We start from the raw sequence: 15,754 nt of genomic DNA, 5'->3' as shown, positions 1-15,754 counted from the left end.
GTCTTATTTTTGGAAGTGCTAGGGAAGCCTCTCATACATACAGCTTTTATTTCTTCCGTTCTCTTTACCTCGATAGAGCGCTTTGTCCGCATAATCAATACACATATCAACGGTCATCTTATCCGTATACTTACATAGACCTACAGTGACCGTGATAGGGAACATAATACATGAATATTTATGACTTGCTAGTCTCGCTCTTAAAGCATCAATTCGTTTAAGCGCGATATCCTGATGATCATAGTAAAGCAATATCAAAAATTCTTCGCCACCCCAACGTCCAACAAATCCTTCATCTTTAATTTCAGCGACTAACAGATCTGAAAGTTCTTTCAGAATCATATCACCACAATCATGACCATACGTATCATTTACCGTTTTAAAATGATCAATGTCGACGATTCCAACAAAAAAAGGTTTTCTATTGGCAATTATTTCATTAATCGTCTCAATGGTATGACGTCTATTCGGCAATTTTGTCAAGTAATCTGTCTTTGAAAGGTGATCTAACTCATCCAGAGCCTTTTTTAAGTCTGCAGTTCGCTCGTCCACTAAAAACTCAAGATTGCTATTGACGTGTTTTAAATCTTCAAGAATCTGAGAATTTTCATTTGAAAGATTTTCAATACTTGAAAATGCTAAAGAAAACTTTGATGCCAGCATATACGCTTGAGTCAACACGAAAATAGAGAGTGCAAACGGAATCATCGAAGGCGTATTGGATATCGTCAACTCATAGTAGTAATCATTTGCAAAACCTAATATTAAACAAATAAAACCAACTATAACTTCTCCAGTATAGGGAACGCCCTTAATAAATCCTTTAAAGATCATAATTAATGCATAAAAAAGTAAAATAAATCCAAATACAATATAGTAAAAAATCGTTGTGTCGATAATTTTAAAAGGACTCACCAAAGTAATTAATGTAATGATGATTCCAGATCCAATACTCAGTTTAAAAAACATGTCACTGAGCAACTCTTTGAAAGAATAATACAAGTACCCACAAAGTCCTGTAAACCCAAAATAAACAGTTAAATAGGAGAGACGTCCATAAATCTCAAAATTCATCTCGTAATGCGATGGTAAAAAACGTGCGCCTACAATGAGCATTCTAAATGCAAACATAAGATTGAATATCCCAAAATAGAGTGAGGTTCGATCCTTTGTTCGCATAACGAATAGACCAATATGATAAATTCCCATGATCACGAGCATTCCAAATAGAAAGAAATCTCTACTGAGCTTCATCGTCGATGATGACGCAATTTGACTTGCTAAACCAATTTTAGGAGTGGTAATCGCTGAATCTTCATAGTGAAAATCAGATGTGTGAATCACAATATCGACAATCGCCGAATCCGCACTAAAATAACTGTTAACGAGTTTGTAATACGGATCAGAAGTTTCACTTGAAGTTCCAACATGACCAACTTCCTCAAAAAATTTACCATTGATAAATAATTTATAGGAACTTAAAACAATATCGGTTGTGAGTCCATAATTTTCGCTATTTGAAGGGAGTTTTACTCTCAAATATAAAGTTCCATAGTACTTGTCACTTTCAAATGGCTTAACAAGATTCATGCTATCATTGGTACTCGGTATTTGAATTTGACTTGCGTTATTCACTTCGTTCTCAGCAAATTTCTCAGGATCGATAAACTCATTGAAATAAAACTTCCATTCGCCAGAAAGGTCAACCGGACCATCGTTTTCAAAAGACCACTCGCTTAAGTCTAAGTATCCATTGACTGGTTGTGGGGAAGTATTCGTTTTGTGATCTGAATAAATTCCAGAAAAGATGAGCATGCACACAAATGCTAAAATGAGTGATATGCCAATCCAATTTTTAGTCTTCATAAGAATCCTTTCACTTAAATCTAGCACCATCGTAATAGAAAAAAGCTCTCGTATAAGGTAAGTTTGTTGTTTCATCAAAATCTTTCGGGCAATAGCCATTTGAAACATAAGTTGTTGCCAAGTAGCCTAATGCCATTAGCGTCTCTGCAGTTAATTGGCTACAAAATACTTTTGTGGGATCTGTAGAAGGGGTGTTGTGAATTTTTCCTTCTGTGAACCATTTTAACATTTCTTTATCCGATGGAAATGATTTTGAATGTAGTTGCTGAATCGTCTCTTTGAGGAGTTTCTTTGTTTCAGAATCCATGGGTTGACTCAGGTACTTCACTTTGAAATGTGTATCATAATGATTATCAACATCTACTTTTATGCGATCTTTAAGTGCGACGAGCATTGGCCCATCAGCTTTAGGTTGATTCAACAGCACATCGATAATCCCATCTGAAGAAGAAGTAGATTCCCAAAATAAAGGTTCCGATCCTTCAAGGCCCATATCGACTGGCATCACAACCATACCAATATGAGACCAAAACGACCATTCAATTACTTCGATTGCAAGTGAAGAGGGTTCTGCACCATGAAACAATATCAAGTCACCCGTTTTTAATGACTTTGAAATATCTGTAAAATTAATTTCTCTAATCAAGTTAACCTCCAAAAGTATGAATATATGCCTTCAAATCAAATGAATACACACTTCCATTTTATAGGATGTGAAAACACTTGTAAATTAATAGTTTTCAAAATTATCACAACTCAAAAAAACTTTAAAAAAATTAAAAAAAATGCCACAATCAAATCATGATTGTGGCATAAATTCATTAAGTTACACTGTTCATAATCACGCGTAAATCGATATCATTACCGATTCGTCTGGATGTATATCATTAAGCAATCACTACCGTATCTGCAACAGCTCTTACTAAGTTAGTCGATAAATCAGAGATTCTTTCTAAATTATTGACGATCTCAAGGTAGTAAACGCCAGACTCTGTGCTACATTCGTGACTATTCAAACGTTCAAAGTGATCGATTCTCGCTTTTTTCTGTAAATCATCCATTTCTTTTTCAAGCGCAATAACTTCGTCAATCAATGCACGATTTGGCTCTTTTAACACGCTAATGGCTTTTTCATAAGTAGCACGCGTCTTATTGTACATCACCATAAGCGCATTTTTTGAATTAGGAGAGAAGACAATTTTATTATCATTTAAAGTGATGATCAACTCAGCGATATTATCTGCATGATCGCCAATTCTCTCAATGTCATTGATGCTATTGAATAGTCCGTCAATATAACGTCTATCGGAATCCATGATGTCACAGTTTGAAAGTTTCACAAGATAATCGGTTATGAGCTTTTCAAGTTGATTAATATCTTTTTCAAGCACAAAGGTCTTTTTAACTTTATCCATTTGATCTTCAAAAAATCCATCAAGGGCATTTTTCATACTGTCATAAGCCACTTCGCTCATATTGATTGTTTCATTAATAACGCTTCTAACTGCAATTGTAGGAGTTTCAAGTAAACGTTCGTCAATGTATTTTGTCAATTTAACTTCTTTTTCATCTTCGCCTTCTGGAATAACCCACATCGCAATTTTAATTAGGAAGAATGCAAATGGGAATTGAAGAATCACGTTTGTAATATTGAAAATCGTATGTGCATTTGCAATTTGACGACCAACATCCGTTGGATCTAATTGAGTGACAATTCTTGTAATCGGATTTGTCAATAACACAACGAATAAAATTGTACCCACGGTATTAAATGCTAAGTGAATAATTGCAGCGCGTTTCGCATTTTTACTTGCACCAATACTCGAAATGAGTGCTGTTGTACAAGTTCCAATGTTATCTCCATATAAAATAGGGAGTGCTGCTTCAAGCGGAAGTGCTCCTTTTGCTGCCAATGCGATAAGCATGGCAATTGACGCAGAAGAACTTTGAACTATAAAGGTCAAACCAAAACCAACCAATACACCCAACAAAGGATTGTGACTAAGTGATAACATTAAATCATTAAACGCTTGCATACCTCGAAGTGGTTTTAATGCATCTCCTAAAAATTCCATACCAATAAAGAGAATACCTAAACCAATTAAAATTTCTGCTAGATTTTTATAGCTATCCTTTTTCATCGTCATCCATAAAATTACACCAATACCAACCGCAATTGGAGCGATCTCGCCAATTGAAAGCGAAACTATCTGTCCCGTAACAGTGGTACCGATGTTCGCACCGAAAATGACCCCCACAGCTTGTGATAATTTCATGATGCCGGCATTTACAAAGCCTACTACCATGACAGTTGTTGCACTAGAGCTCTGAATAATCCCCGTAACAACCACTCCGACTAAAACCCCCATAAAGCGATTTGTCGTTAAAACTTCAATAATTCTTTCTAGTTTTTTACCTGCAGCTTTTTGTAGTCCATTTCCCATTAGCTGCATACCATAAAGGAAAAGACCTAAACCACCCAATATGCCAATTGCTATCGACATCAAATGCCTCCTAAATACTTATTATTCTTTTTGATGAAATCTTATATTAAATCCTTGTTAATTCTAACAGAAAAAAGACTTTACATTGTTAAATCCATGTAAAGTTGATGTAATTTTCATGTTAGTTTTGTTTACCCAATCCTGACAAAAATACACAACCTGATTTCTAATGTGATTAATCTCCAAAATTCAACAGAATTTACGTGCATTTTACATGGTAAATTATAGGTTATTTCAATTTCGTAAAATCTACTTATATGTTATAATTTTACATGTAAAATTATGAAAGGGGGATGCAAAATGCTATATGAAAGTGGGCTTATCACATTATACGTTCTGCTCACGAATCAACCACATAAAGTACTCACGTTATTAATGATCATTTCGTATTGGCTTTCAACTTTCACACTAATGGACAAACAACTTTTTAAAACTCGAATAAAATGGCGTCCCATCATTCACAATAAAGAACATTTATTTACCTTTATGATCAAATATATAGCGCCTTTATGTGTTTGTTTTATCCTAATAATTGAACATAATACCACAAGTAATGCCGCTCTAATTTCTTACTACTCACTTTTAGGAAAATCACTATTATTCATTGGCGCTTCATTGTATCTTTGGGTCTTAGCATCAAACCCGTATTATGTCATGACGATGTCACTACAATATGAACTTGGACATACCGTTATTAATAATGGTCCTTATACTTGGATCAGGCATCCAGGATATTTAGCCTCTATCATCTCCATTTCTAGTATCCCGTTCATCACAAAATCACTATTTACAATTCCACTTTGTATTTTATGGATTTTGGGGTATTTATTACGAACATATATTGAAGATCAAATGCTCATGCGACACTTTAAGGGATATTACGATTATTCCCAAAAAACGAAATATAAACTCGTGCCATATATTTGGTAAAAATGATTCATAATTAGGAGGATTTTATGTTACAAACGATTGTTTTTATTTTAATTAGCCTATTGATAGGGTATACAATTGGAACGTTTATTTCTAGTTTGAAGGCAAAAAAGCGAATTCAACAACTCAATCATGCTTTAAAATCACTTTCACAAGGTGATTATCGCGTCGTAGTTGACATCCAATCAGGCTTATTAAGTGAAACTAAGTCTTTACTCGAATCACTATGTGCCTATTATGAAGCAACTTTCGAAGAACTTGTGATAACATCCCTTCAAACCAACGAACTCTCTGAACAACTGGATCAATTTATGACTACCAATAGTCAAAGAATGGAAGACATCATACGCAATATCCACGTTTTATCGGATAACTCAAATAAATATGTCCATTCCATCAATACGACAGAAGATCAAGTTCAAGAGATGGTTCATTTTATTCAAGAAATGAATCAATCGATTATTGGAGCTAAGGAAGCCTCTAAAAAATCTCATGAGTTATCCACTGCCTCTAATAGTGAAATTGGTCATACCATCCGAATTGTCGACGAAATGGAATCAAAAACAACTCATTTTAAAGAAAGTATTGATGAACTCATTGTCACTGCCAGTTCAATTGAAACATTTTCAACCACGATTGAAAAAATTGCAGAAAATACGAATTTACTCGCATTAAATGCAAGTATTGAAGCGGCAAGAGCAGGTGAGGCGGGAAGAGGATTTGCAGTTGTTGCAGATGAAATTAGAAAATTATCACAAAGCACTTCAGAATCACTTGAACTCATCGTCACAAGTGCAAAATCCATTATGCATGCACTGAGCGAAGCCAATATCGCTACGGATGAAAATGTTGAAATCAGTCACGAGATGAAGACTCAAGTTTTAAAATCAAGTGAAATCTATCACAGCATAGCGAAGGATTCAAGTTTGACAGAGTCAAAAGTAGAGGATGCATTTAGAGCCATCCAAAAACTTGAATCTGCTATTCATCACGTTCATCATCAAATGGATTCACTTTCTGATAATACCGCGGAAAACAATCAATACGTACAGATGACGACATCCGTTACACAAGAACTTGGCAAGGATATTCGATCTCTCAAATCTTCAACTGACTTCATGCGTACGATTAACGAAAAATTCTATCGTACAATATCAGAAAAAAGTATTGATACCATCTTGAAAAACCAAGTTCAAATTTTAGTAAAAGCACTTAAAGATACACCAATAGGGTTAAATTATGAGGTTTTTGCAAAAGAAAACCACATAACGAACTTCCAAACCCTCAATTCACAAGGTATTATCACTCAATCCACTGAAAAAGGAAGCCTCGGATTGAATCTATTTGATATTTATCCACCATACAAAGACTATTTTAACAACCCTAGACGCGAAAATATCCTTTTAACACCAATTGTTAAACGTCTTGATGGCTACTATGCAAAATTTGCTGCCACACGATTTAATGAATCTTTAATAATTGTTGAATATTTATTTAATATCAAATAGTTACCATTAACTTGAAACCCGTACATGATTAAGCGAATGCATACATTTTATGACATTCGCTTTTTTTTTGATAAAACGTTGTTAAAGGGGAGGTTCTTATGAATCCAGTTATTGAATTATCACATTTGACTAAATTTTATGGCAAAGCAAGAGGGATTGAGGATGTAACACTTACAGTAAACGAAGGGGAAATATTTGGATTTATAGGACCAAATGGCGCTGGAAAATCCACTACCATTCGAACGATGATGGGGCTGATTTTTCCAACAAGTGGAGAAGCAAAAATCTTTGGTAAGAATTGTGTCAAAGAAGGGCCAAGTATAAGAGAATCCATCGGTTATTTGCCTTCTGAAGTATTTTACTATGATAAAATGAAAGTCATCGATTTGCTCAATTATTCAGCTGGGTTTTATAAAAAAGACTGCAATAGTAGGATGCTTGAACTTGCTGAACTTATGGAACTTAATCTCAACAAGAGAATCGAAGATTTGTCCTATGGTAACAAAAAGAAAGTAGGGATTGTTCAAGGATTATTGCACTCTCCTAAGCTCATTGTCTTAGACGAACCAACCAGTGGTCTTGACCCTCTGATGCAAAAGAAATTTTTTGATATTATCGAAGGGGAAAATAAAAAAGGGGCAACCATTTTCTTTTCTTCTCATATTCTATCTGAAGTCCAAGCACTCTGTAATCGAGTTGCCATTATTAAAGATGGTCATATCATTAAAGTTGATGATATCAAATCCATGCGTGAAGATAATTACAAAAAACTTACCGTTAAAGCGGCTGGAATTCACTCAGATCTATTTAATATTCCAGGAGTGACCAACCTTTCAAATGGAGATGATGAAATGAGATTCTTTTATAAAGGGGATATTAATCAGATGTTGAAGATTCTCTCTAGCCATGCATTAAAGGACGTTCTAATTGAAGAACCTACATTAGAAGAAGTCTTTATGCATTATTACAAATAAGTGGGGGACCTTATGTTAAATATTTTTAAATACGAGTTTAAGATGAACATAAAATCCATTTTAATTTGGTCGATTGCATTGATTTGTGTGACTTTTATGCTAATGGTTTTCTATCCAGCATTCAGTAGTGATATGACGCTTCTAGATAAGATGATGGAAAATTACCCAAAAGAATTACTAAAAGCATTTGGAATGGCAGGAAGTTTATCGCTCGCAGATGTTCTGGGGTATTTTGCATTCATTTTCACTTTCTTACAGTTAATGCTCGCTATACAAGCTTCAAACTATGGATTTTCAATCCTTTCAATTGAGGAAAGAGAGTTTACAGCCGACTTTCTGATGTCAAAACCAGTTTCACGAACGCGCATTGTGACTGCTAAATTTTTAGCGGCATTTTTCTCTCTGACGATTTGCAATATGGTGACATGGGCAGCATCATTTAGTGCCATTGAACTTTTTAAAGATGGGCATTCTTATGAACTTAAACCCATTTTGATTTTGCTCTCGAGCATCGTGCTGTTTCAGCTATTTTTTCTAACACTGGGAATGGTGATTTCCGTTCTTGTTAAACGCGTTCGTAATGTCCTTTCATTTTCTTTAGGTCTTTCTTTTGGCATGTATATTCTCAATACCATTCGCGCCATAGTAGGAGGGGAAATTCTCGGAATATTGACTCCTTTTTATCATTTAGAACCCAACTATATCCTCGAACACGCTCACTACCAATTTCCGCTTGCTATGATACCAGTTGCAGTTATTATAGGTTCGATTCTCGTGACGTATAGTCTCTATACCAAACGCGATATCGACTCCCTTTAGGAGGTTTATATGATACACATCATGAAATGGGAGTTTAAAGCACAATTAAAATCACTTATAATTTGGTCGTTGATCTTTATCGTATTTTTAGCTATGATGACCTCTGAGTTTTCAGCGTATTATAACAATCCTGAGATGCTCGATGTTATGGAGTTGATGCCAGAACCCTTATTGAATGCTTTTTCAATGAATAACGCGAACTTGACCACACCTGAAGGGTATATGAGCATCGCGTCAGTTTATTTTGGATTGATGTTTGGACTATTTTCTGTCTTACTCGGCAGCGCGATCATTTCCAAAGAAGAACGAGATAAAACCGCTGAATATCTCATGACTATGCCCGTTTCGAGAGAAAAGATCCTTGCAGCGAAATTCGCGACGTCACTCATTCTCATCGTTTTGCTTCTTGCGGTATTTACAATTTCTGTTTTTGCTTGTATGATCCCTTTTGAAATTACCGGATCGTTTGTGTCATTTGTAAAACTGATGTCCTGCTCATTATTTCTCATATCCATCTATTTTTTGGCCATCGGCATGTTTTTAGCTAGTATTCTTAAACGCTATAAGAGTTCGGGAAAAATATCCGCTGTAGTGATTATGGTGTTATATTTTATCAGCATTCTCGTGTCACTTTCAGATAAAATTGACTTTTTTAAGTACATCACGCCATTTAAGTATTTTGAAGCCAATTCCTACCTTCATCTAGGTCATCTTGAAATTAAATACGTAATACTTACATTAATTGTTTTCATTATGGGAATTGTTGGTACATTTATAGTATATCCTAGAAGAGATTTGCATATTTAAGCATCAATTGGAGGCAGTATGCTCGTTCGATATGCTACCACAAACGATTTAAGCACATGGCAAAATATGATCAATAAGTTAACGGACGACCAACAAGATTCGAATGCAGAGATCATGTTGCCTTATATGACGCATAAAATTGAAAATGGAGAAGCACTTGTGTCATACGACATGGTCATCAATACGTGCATGGGCTTTCTTGCATTTTCAAAAAAAGAAAATCGGATTTCCTGGCTAGGCATCTACCCGAATTTTAGAAAGTTAGGTGTTGCAACGGCACTCGTTGAAAAAGCATTATCGCTACTGGATCCTACAGAGGTAATCACCGTACGATTGTATTTGCATTCATTAGAGATGTGTCACGCTATAGAAGCGCTATTTAGGAAATATCATTTTGTAACGCTTAGTAAAGGCGACAATTCAGAAGCTAATTTTTACGAGCTATTAATGACACTGAAGCCTATTGAAATTACAAATGGACCAGTTTTAAGCGAAATACGCTCAAGTGACTTTGGATTACCTTGCATTGCTGAAGAAAGTGATCGGGAGATATTGCACGCAATCCGAGCGATTATTCGCAATTCCGCTGACGAAATTGCACTCCTTTATATAAAAAAAGACCATTACTATAAACTGCCTGGCATTCCGTATGATACAAATATTCAAGCGATTGAATCATCTTTATACCAACAATTTCATTTTCGAACGCTGCTTCAGCGCGTCGTGGGAAATATCATGGAATATCGAGATGCATTGGATGAAGTCCAGATGACATGCGGGATAGAGTTTAAACTTGTGGAAAGCGAAAGCACAGAGGCATCAGACATGTATGATGTCTTATGGGTACCAGTAGAATCGGCAATCATGCTTATTGACAGCAATTCTAGTGATAAATACATGGCAAAATACGTTTCCAAACGGGACGACATATTTTTAAGGAGCTTATTATGAACCCATTAGATGGACTTAAACCATTTACAATTGAAAGTTATGATAGTCTAAAACCTTACTACGAAAACTATCTAAGTGAAATTCACGATCTTAATTTAACCAATTTAACAATTTGGCGACATAAACATCGCCTGCACTATATTGAAATTAAAGGGTACGTTTGGTATCAATACCACTCGACAGAATCAAGTGAAATAAGTTTTTCAGAACCAGTAGGAGATTACTCCAATACACAAGCACTCCTCGAATCGACTAAAGCGTGGATTCATTATGCACATACGCATCACTTTCCTTTAAAACTGAGACATATTGGTACATTTTTTCAAAATTTCTTAGAGAATAACGGCTTTATTATAGAATCCGAGGCAATCGAAGCGGACTTTGACTACCTATATGAATCACAGAATCTCGCTCAACTCTCCGGAAATCGATACCATAAAAAGAAAAATCATGTTAATCAGTTCAAAAAAAATTATGCACATGCAATGAAGAGTGAATCCATAACACCGGTTAATGCACTGGAAGCTCTCAAAGCTGCAAAAAACTGGTGTATTGCAAATGGTTGCAAAGATTCGATGGATTTATGTCACGAGTTTAACGGCATCAAAGAACTCTTTACGCAATGGGATTTATTTTCGAGAAGAGGCGTAGAGGGAATTGTTCTAACCATCGACGAAAAACCCATCTCTTTTAGTATCGGTGAACCACTCAATAAAACGACTTATCTCGTTCACATTGAAAAGGCAGACTCAGATTATCAAGGCGCATATGCGATGATCAATCAATCTATGGCTGAAAGTGCAAGCACTCAATATGAATTTTTAAATCGAGAACAAGACATGGGCATCGAAGGCATCCGAAAAGCGAAACAGTCCTATCATCCACATCATCTCGTGGAAAAATACGATGTGACCCTTCAAATGCCTCTATAAGAGTTCAATTCACTCTATGAAGATTCATATGTGTGTGATATACTCAACATATGATATTCGTTCATTACAATTAAATACTATCGGGAGCTCATATATGGGCTGAGAGGAAACTGTGAGTTTCGACCGTACCTGATTTGGATAATGCCAACGTAGGGAATGACCATATGAATGAAGGTTGCTCTCGGCAACCTTTTTTTATTGCGCAAAAGGAGACCAATTATGACACACTTGAATATTGAGTTACTGTCAAAAATTAAAGCGACAAAGCCGCTGATTCACAACATTACCAACTATGTAACTGCCAATGATTGTGCCAATATTTTACTTGGAGTAGGGGCATCACCCATCATGGCAGATGACATCACAGAAGTAGAAGAAATTACAGCTTTGTGCAACGCCCTCGTCATCAACATAGGTACACTCAATCATCGCACCATTGAATCTATGCATCTTGCGGGAAACACCGCCAATCAGCTGAAACTTCCTATATTACTCGATCCAGTCGGCATAAGCGTTTCAAAATTGAGAACGCACACGGCTCTCGAATTGATTCGCAAACTAAAACCAACCATTATTAAAGGCAATTTAACTGAAATCAAAGCATTGCATGCGCTTATGTGTCCCAAACCGATAGAAAACACAAGTGATCAGGCACACTCAAATGGTTCAGAATTATCCAAACAAACCAACATTCACGAGTCATCATCTAGAGGTGTCGATGCTCTGGAATCTGACTGTATCACGGATACAACACAAAAACATTACATTAAAATTGTCCGCGAACTTTCCACGTACTTTGATGGGACTGTGATCGTCGCTACAGGAAGTGTCGATTTAGTCTCAACCGAAAAGATAACTTATCTTGTCTATAATGGTCACAAATCAATGAATTCAGTAACTGGAACAGGTTGCATGCTTTCAAGTTTAATGGGCGCTTTTAGCGCTATGGCAAATCAGCAACTTGAAGCGGCACTCATGGCAACTGTTATGATGGGAGTTGCTGGTGAAATAGCGTTTGAGACATGTCAAAGCGCTCAATTAGGAACAGGTTCTCTTCGCGTTTTTATTCACGATGCCATCAGTCAAATGACGCCTGAAATCCTCGAACAACGTGCTAAAGTTCATGCCTTTAAACCAGAGTTTGAACATATACTTTAATGAATCACATCAATGAAAAGACATCAATAGAAGGGAGACAGTCGTATGCAATTTACTAAAAAAATTCAAAACTATCAATTCACGCTTTACGGAATTACAGATACTTCAGATGAAACGCTTGAATCAAAAGTGACTGAAGCGATTTTAGGAGGTATCACGATTTTACAACTTCGGGACAAAACGTTATCACAAGAAGCGCTCATCAAAGTCGCGCGCAGGATCAAACCGATTACGGATGCTCATAATATTCCGCTCATTATCAATGATTATGTTGAAGTAGCTAGAGTCGTTAACGCTTCTGGGGTTCATCTTGGACAAGATGACCTTTCGATTGAACAGGCGAGACAGATTCTTGGGAAAGATGCCATCATCGGAGTTTCTGCACATACAGTTCAAGAAGCCATTCATGCACAAAAATGTGGAGCAGATTATATCGGTGTCGGCGCATTGTTTCCGACCCATACCAAACTCGATGCACAACCAACAGATTTTACGATACTCAAACAAATTACACGTATCGTGACGATCCCAGTAGTGGGTATCGGTGGAATTGACATGTCTAATGTCGAACAACTACAAAATACGGGATTAAGTGGCATCGCTGTGGTTTCAGCTATTTTTTCTAAACCTCATATTAGAGAAGCAACTCAAGCGTTATTTAAAAAGGCTTCTATGACCTTTCAAAATTACACCTTAGAGATTCCAAAAGTTCTGACGATTGCAGGATCGGATTCTAGTGGAGGTGCAGGTATTCAAGCAGATTTGAAGACCATCTCAGCATATGGACTCTATGGAATGAGTGTAATCACTGCACTAACTGCTCAAAATACATGCGAAGTCACGGGCATCTTTGAATCGTCTCCAGAATTTGTTCAAGAACAACTCCATGCGGTATTTTCGGACATACAACCAAATGCCATTAAAATAGGCATGGTTTCCAATCCCGAAATCATTGAAGTCATCGCTTCGTTTTTATCAAAACACGTCTCAGCGGATACACATATCGTGTTGGACCCCGTAATGGTCTCGACAAGTGGCAACGCACTTTTGAAATCCGAAGCGGTTAATATGCTAAAACATACCTTGATGCCACTCGCGACTATCATTACACCGAATATTCCAGAAGCTGAGATTTTATCAGGTATGAACATTCACACAAAAGACGACATGATTCGTGCTGCAAAGAGCATTTCACACGCATACTCTGGATATATCCTCATAAAAGGCGGGCATTTAACTCAATGCTGCGATGATCTTTTATTTTATCGCGATAGGAGTTATTGGTATTCGCACGCACGTATTGAAACGACAAATACACACGGAACAGGATGTACGCTCTCAAGTGCTATTGCTTGTGGACTCGCACAAAATTTAGAGCTTACAGATGCCATCAAGGAAGCAAAGTCGTATGTCACCGGTGCACTTTTGTCAGGACTTAATATCGGAAAGGGAAACGGCCCACTCAATCATCAATGGTTTCAAATTCCAACATATAGTGGTATCATATGAGTATAATACTCCTATAAAGGTTGGCATAATTCATGAAAGTTTTTAGACAAACCGTTCAACATCTTAAAAATAATTTTACTCAATATTTTATCTTAGAAGCGATTGTCATGGCGCTTTCTTCAAGTTTCATTATGCCTCAAATACTGAGATTTTATAACTGGGCCATGATTCAGGCTGGAACACCTTATGTTCTTAACGTATCGCTTATTCAACCAGAGCTTTTTTCAGTCCGATTTTGGATGACTCTACTTGGAATTATGGTATTTGCCATTTTACTCTTGATCCAATATTTGGTTCTAATGGTCTTAATCGAATCCAACATTCAAAACCGTCCAGTTACAATAGGCGGTAGTTTTTGGATTACGCTTAAAAATTTAAAACGCCTCATTTTTCCAGGATTTATTCAAATTGTTACGATGGGTATTGTCTTTGTACCTTTCGTATTTAGTACCACTCAATTGACCTTGATGAATATTCCCATTACATTTATCGAATGGTTTCAAAAAATAGGTAAGCTCGATTCATATTGGATCATACTCCTGATTCTATGGCTCTATATCCACATCCATTCTCTTTACTTAATGTACTACATGCTCATTCATCAACTTTCAACGCGAGAAGCTTTCAAAAGAAGCTTTAAAATGATTCGAAGACATCAGTTAAAAACACTCATTCATTGGGTTCCAGTGCTATTGATCGTCTTACTTGTTTGGCTTTTTTTAGGCATATGGATGCAGACGATTGCAGAATGGATGAATGTACTCATTCGTTTTGTCGCACTCAAAAAATTAGTCATCTATTTGCTCAGTATTATCGCCTATAGTATACTACTCCTCAGTTTTCCTTTTATCATTACGTATTTGATGTTTTTATTTAGAGCCGTTATGGAAAAAGACCGCGAAGAAATTCCCGTATTCCAATTTCGTTCGAGAAAAGTCAAATGGCCAAAATGGGTTCATGCACTTCATAAAATTACAGGCCTTATTTTGACAATCACGATTATTGTGACTTTTGGAATCAATTATTTATGGATTGAATCCTTTAAAAAATCCGATGTAAAAATTGCCGCTCACAGAGGGAATTCAAGTGACGCACCAGAAAATACTTTATCGAGTGTTCAATCGGCTATTGCCAAGCAAATAGACTACGTTGAAATCGATATTATGCTCACAGAGGATGGAACACTCGTGTTGCACCACGATAAAACATTAAGTCGAACTGCAGGTGCCAATATCGCGATATCAGATTTTCCTTATAGTGTTATTTCATCCTATGATGTTGGATCACATTTTTCGAAAAAGTTTACCGGTGAAAATATTCCAAAACTCGAAGATGTTTTAAAAGCATGCAAAGGACAAATTAAAGTAATCATCGACATAAAAGCAGAAGATCGACTCAATATTCTCATACCCAAACTGATATTTCTCATTGATGCTCTCGATATGGAAAACGAAGTCTACGTTCAGTCGTTTAATACAAAAATACTTGTGATGATTCGCTCCATCAATCCCAACATCAAAATCGGACAAATTCTCTATTATTTTTCGGGGAATTTAGCTGCTCTCGATGTGGATTTTTACACCATTCGTGCAAACATGCTCACGACGGATTTTGTCAAGCGAGCACATTCGCTTGACCGAAAAGTATGGGTATGGACTGTGAATACAGTCGTTGGTCTCAACGAAGTGATGCGATATAACATAGACGGCATCATCACAGATTTCCCTGAGCGTGCTGAAAACGTCAGGAGTTTAGTGAAGTAGAGATTGCGACTCTGCATTTGGCTAAAATCAAAA

At 36.4% G+C, this 15,754-nt stretch carries 13 protein-coding genes and 1 riboswitch; of the genes, 10 read left to right on the top strand and 3 right to left on the bottom strand.

Annotated features, from left to right (window positions below; genetic code table 11):
• Positions 1 to 18: 18 nt before the first annotated feature.
• From ACZ41W_RS03310 to ACZ41W_RS03300, 3 genes are all read right to left on the bottom strand, one after another.
• Positions 19 to 1,866, bottom strand: a complete 1,848-nt coding sequence (locus ACZ41W_RS03310) for a sensor domain-containing diguanylate cyclase (RefSeq protein WP_464313461.1) — start codon at positions 1,864 to 1,866, stop codon at positions 19 to 21.
• Between the two features lie 10 nt (positions 1,867 to 1,876).
• The gene (locus ACZ41W_RS03305) at positions 1,877 to 2,512 is read right to left on the bottom strand and encodes a hypothetical protein (protein WP_464313460.1); all 636 of its coding nucleotides are present in this window, start codon (positions 2,510 to 2,512) and stop codon (positions 1,877 to 1,879) included.
• A gap of 241 nt (positions 2,513 to 2,753) precedes the next feature.
• Entirely contained in the window at positions 2,754 to 4,370 is a 1,617-nt protein-coding gene (locus ACZ41W_RS03300) for a Na/Pi cotransporter family protein (RefSeq protein ID WP_464313459.1), read from the bottom strand.
• Between the two features lie 300 nt (positions 4,371 to 4,670).
• Here ACZ41W_RS03300 and ACZ41W_RS03295 point away from each other — a divergent pair, with 300 nt between their 5' ends.
• The 10 genes from ACZ41W_RS03295 to ACZ41W_RS03250 all read left to right on the top strand — a co-directional run bounded on the left by ACZ41W_RS03295 (position 4,671) and on the right by ACZ41W_RS03250 (position 15,721).
• Positions 4,671 to 5,300 carry a methyltransferase family protein gene (locus ACZ41W_RS03295; protein ID WP_464313458.1) on the top strand — a complete coding sequence of 210 codons (630 nt, stop codon included), beginning with the start codon at positions 4,671 to 4,673 and terminating at the stop codon, positions 5,298 to 5,300.
• 26 nt (positions 5,301 to 5,326) lie between these two features.
• Positions 5,327 to 6,808, top strand: a complete 1,482-nt coding sequence (locus ACZ41W_RS03290; protein ID WP_464313457.1) for a methyl-accepting chemotaxis protein — start codon at positions 5,327 to 5,329, stop codon at positions 6,806 to 6,808.
• A gap of 98 nt (positions 6,809 to 6,906) precedes the next feature.
• Positions 6,907 to 7,782 (top strand): ABC transporter ATP-binding protein, encoded by an 876-nt coding sequence (locus tag ACZ41W_RS03285; RefSeq protein WP_464313456.1) that lies wholly within the window; start codon positions 6,907 to 6,909, stop codon positions 7,780 to 7,782.
• A gap of 12 nt (positions 7,783 to 7,794) precedes the next feature.
• Positions 7,795 to 8,601, top strand: coding sequence for an ABC transporter permease subunit (locus ACZ41W_RS03280; protein WP_464313455.1), 807 nt, complete (start codon positions 7,795 to 7,797; stop codon positions 8,599 to 8,601).
• A gap of 9 nt (positions 8,602 to 8,610) precedes the next feature.
• Positions 8,611 to 9,408 (top strand): ABC transporter permease subunit, encoded by a 798-nt coding sequence (locus ACZ41W_RS03275; protein WP_464313454.1) that lies wholly within the window; start codon positions 8,611 to 8,613, stop codon positions 9,406 to 9,408.
• 18 nt (positions 9,409 to 9,426) lie between these two features.
• A complete protein-coding gene (locus ACZ41W_RS03270; protein ID WP_464313453.1) occupies positions 9,427 to 10,359 on the top strand; it encodes a hypothetical protein in 933 nt (310 codons plus the stop codon).
• Complete coding sequence (locus ACZ41W_RS03265) at positions 10,356 to 11,291, top strand: DUF2156 domain-containing protein (protein WP_464313452.1); 936 nt, start codon at positions 10,356 to 10,358, stop codon at positions 11,289 to 11,291. Before ACZ41W_RS03270 ends, ACZ41W_RS03265 begins: the two co-directional genes overlap by 4 nt.
• Before the next feature lie 70 nt (positions 11,292 to 11,361).
• Positions 11,362 to 11,465: riboswitch (TPP riboswitch) on the top strand.
• A 45-nt stretch (positions 11,466 to 11,510) separates the two neighbouring features.
• Complete coding sequence (locus tag ACZ41W_RS03260; RefSeq protein ID WP_464313451.1) at positions 11,511 to 12,449, top strand: hydroxyethylthiazole kinase; 939 nt, start codon at positions 11,511 to 11,513, stop codon at positions 12,447 to 12,449.
• 45 nt (positions 12,450 to 12,494) lie between these two features.
• Positions 12,495 to 13,958, top strand: coding sequence for a bifunctional hydroxymethylpyrimidine kinase/phosphomethylpyrimidine kinase (gene thiD / locus ACZ41W_RS03255; RefSeq protein ID WP_464313450.1), 1,464 nt, complete (start codon positions 12,495 to 12,497; stop codon positions 13,956 to 13,958).
• Positions 13,959 to 13,990: 32 nt separating this feature from the next.
• Entirely contained in the window at positions 13,991 to 15,721 is a 1,731-nt protein-coding gene (locus tag ACZ41W_RS03250) for a glycerophosphodiester phosphodiesterase family protein (protein WP_464313449.1), read from the top strand.
• The last annotated feature ends 33 nt before the right edge of the window (positions 15,722 to 15,754 follow it).

This window comes from Fusibacter fontis, from assembly GCF_055378735.1.
Note: the sequence above shows the minus strand (reverse complement) of the source record. Positions and strands in the feature narration are given on the sequence as shown.

Coding starts and splice junctions, on each gene's coding strand:
- ACZ41W_RS03275 (WP_464313454.1), top strand. CDS start 8,611: ATGATACACATCATGAAATGGGAGTTTAAAGCACAATTAAAATCACTT.
- ACZ41W_RS03295 (WP_464313458.1), top strand. CDS start 4,671: ATGCTATATGAAAGTGGGCTTATCACATTATACGTTCTGCTCACGAAT.
- ACZ41W_RS03280 (WP_464313455.1), top strand. CDS start 7,795: ATGTTAAATATTTTTAAATACGAGTTTAAGATGAACATAAAATCCATT.
- ACZ41W_RS03300 (WP_464313459.1), bottom strand. CDS start 4,370: ATGTCGATAGCAATTGGCATATTGGGTGGTTTAGGTCTTTTCCTTTAT.
- ACZ41W_RS03265 (WP_464313452.1), top strand. CDS start 10,356: ATGAACCCATTAGATGGACTTAAACCATTTACAATTGAAAGTTATGAT.
- ACZ41W_RS03290 (WP_464313457.1), top strand. CDS start 5,327: ATGTTACAAACGATTGTTTTTATTTTAATTAGCCTATTGATAGGGTAT.
- ACZ41W_RS03270 (WP_464313453.1), top strand. CDS start 9,427: ATGCTCGTTCGATATGCTACCACAAACGATTTAAGCACATGGCAAAAT.
- ACZ41W_RS03285 (WP_464313456.1), top strand. CDS start 6,907: ATGAATCCAGTTATTGAATTATCACATTTGACTAAATTTTATGGCAAA.
- ACZ41W_RS03310 (WP_464313461.1), bottom strand. CDS start 1,866: ATGAAGACTAAAAATTGGATTGGCATATCACTCATTTTAGCATTTGTG.
- thiD (WP_464313450.1), top strand. CDS start 12,495: ATGCAATTTACTAAAAAAATTCAAAACTATCAATTCACGCTTTACGGA.
- ACZ41W_RS03250 (WP_464313449.1), top strand. CDS start 13,991: ATGAAAGTTTTTAGACAAACCGTTCAACATCTTAAAAATAATTTTACT.
- ACZ41W_RS03260 (WP_464313451.1), top strand. CDS start 11,511: ATGACACACTTGAATATTGAGTTACTGTCAAAAATTAAAGCGACAAAG.